General features: G+C 55.3%; 5 protein-coding genes. 4 read left to right on the top strand and 1 reads right to left on the bottom strand.

Annotated elements, in window-relative coordinates; all coding sequences use genetic code 11:
* The coding region (locus VV869_RS13865) for a hypothetical protein (protein ID WP_337735499.1) at positions 1-232 on the bottom strand (232 nt) is incomplete at its 3' end.
* 336 nt (positions 233-568) lie between these two features.
* Between VV869_RS13865 and VV869_RS13860 the strand changes: the two genes are divergently transcribed.
* The 4 genes from VV869_RS13860 (at position 569) to VV869_RS13845 (ending at position 7076) form a co-directional block, all read left to right on the top strand.
* Positions 569-2728, top strand: coding sequence for a thioredoxin domain-containing protein (locus VV869_RS13860; protein ID WP_337735498.1), 2160 nt, complete (start codon positions 569-571; stop codon positions 2726-2728).
* A 69-nt stretch (positions 2729-2797) separates the two neighbouring features.
* Positions 2798-4600: a SagB/ThcOx family dehydrogenase gene (locus VV869_RS13855; protein ID WP_337735497.1), complete on the top strand. Its 1803-nt coding sequence runs from the start codon at positions 2798-2800 to the stop codon at positions 4598-4600.
* 73 nt (positions 4601-4673) lie between these two features.
* Entirely contained in the window at positions 4674-5528 is an 855-nt protein-coding gene (locus VV869_RS13850; protein ID WP_337735496.1) for a GNAT family N-acetyltransferase, read from the top strand.
* 408 nt (positions 5529-5936) lie between these two features.
* Positions 5937-7076, top strand: a complete 1140-nt coding sequence (locus tag VV869_RS13845; protein WP_443147317.1) for an MFS transporter — start codon at positions 5937-5939, stop codon at positions 7074-7076.
* Positions 7077-7118: the final 42 nt, after the last annotated feature.

Here is a 7118-nt window from a genome sequence, read left to right as displayed (position 1 = left end):
CATAGTACTTTTTAGAACCATAGTACTTGGTGTAACTATTTTTCGACTTGTAGTCATGATACTTGCTGTCTTTGTGAACGTAGGTGTTGTAAGACTTTTTCGAGATGGAGCAACTGACTTTCACTTTAGAAGACATATAACCGGAACTGTGCACGCCATAGTAGCTATTGGCGTGCACACCTGTGGTCACAAGTGCAAGTGCTGCAAGAAGGCCAACTGTTTTTACATTCATTGTTTCAAATTCCTGATTATTTTTTCTAAAGGACACTCCTGTATGATTCTCTGGTCAATCCGTTTACCACGATATTATTTATAGGTACGCGCGAAAGTCTCCGCAAAAAATCAGGAGAAATATCCGTTCCAATCTTGAGACGTGTTTATTGTTTATCAGGAAGGGGTAGAAAAATGAGACAGCAGATCTGAAATGAACTTTGGGTCCTCGCAATTCATGCTGACGTGGTGTCTCCTGTTCGACAGGGGCCGTCTCAATACCTAGACTGATCATCAAGAGCCTGCTTTTGCCGCAGGCGAAATTCCGCATTGCTACGCGACCGACAGGCGCCGTTTTATGGCTACACATCCAGCTGATATCCCTAATGAAGAAATGCTGTCGCAACTGCCGGAAAACGGTGGTGGTTACTGGAACCGTCTGGTGTTCGAGCAAAGTCCGTATCTGTTGCAACATGCTGCGAACCCGGTGGACTGGTATCCCTGGAGCGAGGCTGCGTTTGAAAAAGCCAAGCGGGAAAACAAGCCGATCTTTCTGTCCATTGGCTACGCGACATGCCATTGGTGCCATGTGATGGCTCGGGAATCCTTTGAGGATGCTGAAGTCGCGGCGCTGCTGAACCGGGATTTTGTGGCGATCAAAGTGGATCGGGAAGAGCGTCCGGATATCGACCATCTCCATATGGCCGCCTGTCAGGCCATGACCGGCAGGGGCGGCTGGCCGCTGACCTGTTTTCTTACCCCCGACGGTCAGGTGTTTTACGCCACGACGTATGTACCGAAACTAGGAAGCGGCAACCTGCCGGGAATGATGACGTTGTTGCCGGGTGTCATGCACGCCTGGTTGACCCAGCCGGATGTTCTGCACAATGGCGCGATGCAGCTCAGCAACCGGCTCCGGGCAATGACGCAGCAGACGCCATCGGGAGCGCTTGCCAGTCACATTGAATCTCAGGCATTTGCGTGGTTTGAACAGAACTTCGATGCGCTGAATGGGGGATTTGGCCGGGCACCCAAGTTCCCGTCGCCGCATCAGTACCTATTCTTGCTCCGCTACTGGCATCGTCATGGCAAGCCGCAGGCATTCGCCATGGCCCGGAAATCCTTGCAGGCGATGCGCCTGGGCGGACTGTTTGACCATGTCGGATTCGGTTTTCACCGCTACAGTACGGATAACCGCTGGCTGCTGCCTCATTTTGAAAAGATGCTCTACGATCAAGCCATGTTGCTGCTGGCCTATAGTGAAGCGTATGCAGCCACCGGGGAGACGTTTTACCACCAGACCGCCGGCGAGATTGTCCAGTACCTGACGACTCGTATGCAGCATCCGGGCGGGGCATTCTACAGCGCCGAAGATGCTGATATCGAAGGGGAAGAAGGGAAGTTCTATGTGTGGCGATACGAGGAACTGAGCCGCATCCTGCCGTCGGACGAGCTGGAATGGTTTGCCCGACAGTTCCATGTTTTGCCGCAGGGGAATTACCTGGATGAAGCCACGGGCCGTCCGACCGGGGCGAACATCCTGTACCTCACGCGGCTTCCCCGCGAGCTGGCAACAATTGCCGGCGCCTCCTTGCCGGTGTGGCAGGATCGTTGGGCGGGGATCCGTCATCAGCTGGCCAGTCAGCGAATGCTGCGGGTGCCACCGCTGTGTGACGATAAAGTGCTGACGGACTGGAATGGCCTGATGATTGCCGCGTTGGCCCGAAGTGCCTGGTTGCGAGATGCCCCGGAAGATTTGCAGACTGCCCGCAAAGCATTCGACTTTGTCTTAAGTCATCTCAACGACGAAACGGATCAACTCAATAAACGGTACCGCAACGGCAAATCCGGATTACCGGGCTTGCTGGATGACTATGCCGCCATGATCGGTGCGGCTCTGGCGTTACATCAGGCAACCTTGGCATTCTCCTATTTGCGCCAGGCGTTGCGCTGGATGGCGGTGGCGATTAAAAAGTTCTGGGACCCCAGTCATGGCGGATTCTTCCTGACTGAATCGGATACTGAGTTGGCGGTGCGGGCCAAGGATGGTTACGACGGCGCTTCGCCGTCAGGCAATGCGTTGATGGCTCAGAATTTGGTGATGCTCTATCAATTGACCGGACAGCGCCGCTGGCGCAATTTCTTTGACAGCTTGGTGGGGGCTTTTGCTGACCAGGTGAATACGTATCCGGCTGGATTCACCATGTTGCTGAGTGCGCTGGATTGGATGAACCATCCCGGACCGAACCTGGTGCTGGCCGGTCCGGAGCCACTCGAAGCACTGATGGCGCCACTTCGGGGGCGGTATATACCCAATGCGGTCTGGCTTGGCGTAGATGCGGCACATCAGGCTGAACTCAGTCAGTTCGCGCCGTTTACTGGCCAGATGGATACCCGGGAGCCGGCTTTGTATGTTTGCCAGGGAGCGGCTTGTGAGCTGCCTGTAACCGGGCGGGCAAAGATTACCGCCCGGTTACAGGCCCTGGTAGCTGAGTGTCGTCAGGCGCCATCCGCATGAGTTCAGGGCCATGAGTCTCCGCATCATAAGTTTTAGTAGCGTGAGCTTCACTACCATGAGCTCATTGCCATGAGTTCAGGGCCGCATCGTCCTCAAGACAGCCAAGCGGATCCGCGTGCCGAATCGTATGAACCGGCATCCGATCCTGTCGCCACCGTCTTTGCTTATCATGAGCGTACCAAGCATCAGTTTGATCGTTACGCCAGGGCGCTGGGGTATTTAGACTGGGCGAACCAGCCGTGCCCGTTTCGCCGTTATTCAGGCACCCGGTTGATTCACTTGCCGCTGCCAGAGCAGGATCTTACGCCGGGCTACGACGCCTTTTTTGCCGGGCAGGCAATGACGCGACAGGCGGTTCATCCAACCTCGTTGTCCGCCTTCTTTTATTTTGCGCTGGCACTTTCCGCCTGGAAGCGTTATCAGCAGAATCGCTGGTCGCTGCGGGTGAATCCCTCGAGCGGAAATCTGCATCCCACCGAGTGTTATTTAATCGCGAATGCCTTACCCGGTTTCACTGATCTGCCGGGGGTTTATCATTACGCACCGTTGCAGCATCAGCTCGAGTGCCGGGCCACATTGACGACTGCGGACTGGCAGGCTTTGATGAAGGAGCTCGCGCCACAGGAGAGCGCTTTGCCGGACGGGACTTTCCTTGTCGCGCTCAGCTCGATTCACTGGCGCGAAGCCTGGAAATATGGTGAGCGGGCGTATCGGTACTGTCAGCACGACTGTGGTCATGCGCTGGCTGCACTGACGATCGCCGCCGGTCTGCAAGGCTGGCAGCTTCAACTGGTGGAAGGGATTTCGGATCGGGATCTGGCAACCCTGATGGGTCTGGATCGCATGCAAGATGGTTTTCACCCGGCAGAGGTGGAATCGCCGGATTTGCTCGCCGTAGTGACTCCAGTGGGGACGCGTATCCAATCAGGATGGTCGCCTTCACCGGGCATGATAAACACGATCGCCAATGCCGGCTGGCACGGGCAAGCCAATACACTCAGTGACGCACATCATCCCTGGCCCTGGATCGACAAGGTAGCGCAGGCGGCACTCAAACCAAAAACAGACTCAAACCTGGAAACAACAGCCTGCAATGAGTCGGACAAAATGGCTGGCGTTGATCACCCGCCGGAGGTCAGCCAGCACTCGGATCTCAAGTCGCAAACCGGCCACCCGCCATTTACGGCAGGGCAGATCATTCGTCAGCGCCGCAGCGCACTGGACATGGACGGCAGCACCCAGATCAGCCGCGCCATGTTTTACACCATCCTCAACAGTACTTTACCGCTTGAAAATCCCCGTTTGTTTTCCGCCTGTCGTTGGCCGCCCCGGGTCCATCTCGGACTCTTTGTACACCGTGTCGCGGGCTTGCCGCCCGGACTGTATGCGCTGCTCAGAGACGTGGCGGCGAACGTGCAACTGCGTGATGCGATGAATCCGGATTTTATCTGGCGAAAACCGACAGATTGCCCACAACACTTGCCGTTGTATTGTCTCTGTGAGGGAGATGCCCGGGAAGTGTCTGAGCTGCTCAGCTGCCATCAGAGTATCGCCAGTGGCGGCGTGTTCAGTTGCGCGATGCTGGCCGAATTCGAACAGCCGATTCGGACGCTGGGACCGTGGTGGTATCGGCGTTTGTTTTGGGAAACCGGGATGATCGGGCAGATGTTGTACCTGGAAGCTGAAGCCAGCGGGATCCGCGCCACCGGGATTGGGTGCTATTTTGATGATCCGGTTCATCAACTGTTCGGGATAAATGATCGCAGTTTTCAGAGTCTGTATCACTTCACCATGGGCGGCCCCGTCGAGGATACGCGTCTGGAAACCCGCGCAGCCTATGAGACCGATTGCTCGGATCAGGGCGAGCCCTGAACTCATCTGCTTTGTCTCTGCCAGACATGCGAGCATAATAAAGCAGACAGCAATCATAAAAATAAGGAATGTCATGATGGATAAAGCGCCGTTCGTGATCAGAACCATGACCCGAGAAGAGGTTGATCTTGCCATAGAGTGGGCCGCTCAGGAGGGATGGAATCCGGGACTTAATGATGCCGCCAATTATTACGCCGCTGATCCGAATGGTTTTTTGATGGGGTTGCTGGGGGATGAGCCGATCGCGACGATCTCGGCCATTCGTTACGATGCTTCATTTGGCTTTATCGGATTTTACATCGTGAAACCGGAATTCCGCGGCCAGGGCTACGGCATTCAAATCTGGAATACCGCGCTGGACTATCTCGAAGGCTGTAACATTGCGCTGGATGGGGTGGTGGCGCAACAGGACAATTACAAAAAATCTGGTTTTCAACTGGCTTACCGTAATATTCGCTATGAAGGCGCCGGTGGTGGTTTTGTTGAGCCCGATCCTTCGATTGTTCCTTTGTCTGCACACTCTCTTGCTCAAATCCAAACCTATGAGCAAGATTTTTTCCCCGCACCTCGTCCTCAGTTTCTGCAAACCTGGCTCACCCAGCCATCGGCGCAGGTGTATGGGATGCTCAAGGACGGACAACTGGGCGGATATGGCGTGATCCGCGCTTGTCGCTCGGGCTATAAAATAGGTCCCCTGTATGCCAATAGTCCGACCATCGCCGAGCAGTTGTTCCGGGCGTTGAAAGCGACGGTGAGTGAGCACGATGCGATTTATCTCGACGTCCCTGAAGTCAATGCGGAGGCTGTGGCGATGGCAGAATGCGAACAAATGACGGTTTCTTTTGAAACCGCGCGGATGTATACCCAAAGTGAGCCGGAACTGCCACTCCATCGTATTTTTGGCGTGACTTCTTTTGAGATCGGATAAAGGTTGAGAGTAGGCGTTGTCTGTGGGGGGCCGGCATCCGTCGATTTTCCAATTGACTTTGAACTCATCACAATATATTTTCCGCGCCGAGATCGAACATAAAGACGCTTGACCATGATTTATATTGTCCTGAAGCGCTTCGTCAGAAGGCTTCGCTCCGTGCAGTTCCACGATGAAGTGTTGCTCGGAGCCTGAATGACTGAATCTTCATCAGATACTGAGATGCGTGAAAAGCGCAGGTCATGTTGTATCTGATGAATGAGCAAGTGCTGGCCGGTGATGATGCTTCGTCACCGGCCTTTTTGTATCCAAAATTCGATACATTTTTCTTGAATCACAAGAATAAGGGCCAGTCATTGCGACCGGCCCTTTTTTATGTTTGAACACAGTGAGTTACCTATGATTTCAATGTTTACCTCGACATTGCTCTTTTTGATTGCGTTTCTGGTGGGTGCCGATGAGCTGTTACTGGGCCCCATTCTCGCGCCGATTGGTCTTGATTTGGAGGTGAAGCCGGAGCGGGTCACGCTCTTTATTACCGCATACAGTTTGGCAATTGCGCTGGCTGCACCTTATTTTGGCCGCTGGTCTGACCGCATTGGGCGGATGAAAATTATCGTCCCGGCGTGTGTCCTTTTCGGGATAGCCTCAATCGCAACCGGACTGGTGGAAGACTTTGAGTGGGCTTTAGTCACCCGGGTGGTGACCGGTTTGGCCAGCGCCGGGATGTTGCCGATTGCGTTTGCACTGGCCGGCGATCAGCCCGGCAAACAGGCGATGAAGCAGATTGTACTGGTGCAGGCAGGTCTGACCCTCGGGATGATTGCGAGCCCCGGGATTGGGGCCTTGCTGACTGAGTGGTATTCGTGGCGGGTTGCGTTTATCGCATTAGGCGCAGCGGCCTTGCTGGTTGCGCTGGCACTGGTGTTCACCGCGAAAGTGCACTTCGCAACGCGGCCGGTGAGCCGCGAGCCCGGTTCCTCCTTCAATCCGTTGCAAATACCGGGTGCCGTAGGAGCCCTGATGGCGATGGGCTTTGGTCTTGGTGGTGGCATCGGGGTGTTTAACCTGATCGGTCAGCGGCTGCGTGATGCTGCGGGTCTCGAAATTGCCTCGGTCGGGATGGTGTATGCCTCTCTCGGCGTGGTCAGCGTGCTGGGTAACCTGGCGCTGTCGCGGGTAATGCGACGTGCCGGCAGTGGCCGGGTCGTGATGCGGGGAGCCTTGGTGGTTTGTCTGTGCTGTAGCCTGTGGGTGTTCACCGGTGATGACCTGACTTTTCTCGCGGTGGCGCCGATGTTGGCGTTCTGGTCTTTGGCCGGCGGCGTCGGCTCACCGGCGTTGCAGAACCATATCGCGCAGCTTTCTGAAACGGATCGCGGCGCACTGATGGCCATGGGGATGAGCATGATGCACCTGGGCGTGGCCTTGTGGTCTGGCTCTGCGGGATTGGTGTATTCACTCGGGGCGCCATGGGTAGCTGGGCTGGCTGCGATTTTGTTCGGTGTTGCGATTTTCGCATTGCGTCCAGTCGGCAAGACCAGGTAGACCGCCCTGGTGCGTACCATGCTGCGATACCATTTCCACGGA

This window comes from Photobacterium sp. MCCC 1A19761, assembly GCF_037389125.1.
In the GTDB taxonomy this organism is placed as follows: domain Bacteria; phylum Pseudomonadota; class Gammaproteobacteria; order Enterobacterales; family Vibrionaceae; genus Photobacterium.
The sequence above is the reverse complement of the archived record's forward strand: the minus strand, read 5'-3'. Positions and strand labels throughout refer to the sequence as shown.

Excerpts from the sequence above, each read along its gene's own strand:
- VV869_RS13860 (WP_337735498.1), top strand. The coding sequence starts at position 569 with ATGGCTACACATCCAGCTGATATCCCTAATGAAGAAATGCTGTCGCAA.
- VV869_RS13855 (WP_337735497.1), top strand. The coding sequence starts at position 2,798 with ATGAGTTCAGGGCCGCATCGTCCTCAAGACAGCCAAGCGGATCCGCGT.
- VV869_RS13850 (WP_337735496.1), top strand. The coding sequence starts at position 4,674 with ATGATGGATAAAGCGCCGTTCGTGATCAGAACCATGACCCGAGAAGAG.
- VV869_RS13845 (WP_443147317.1), top strand. The coding sequence starts at position 5,937 with ATGTTTACCTCGACATTGCTCTTTTTGATTGCGTTTCTGGTGGGTGCC.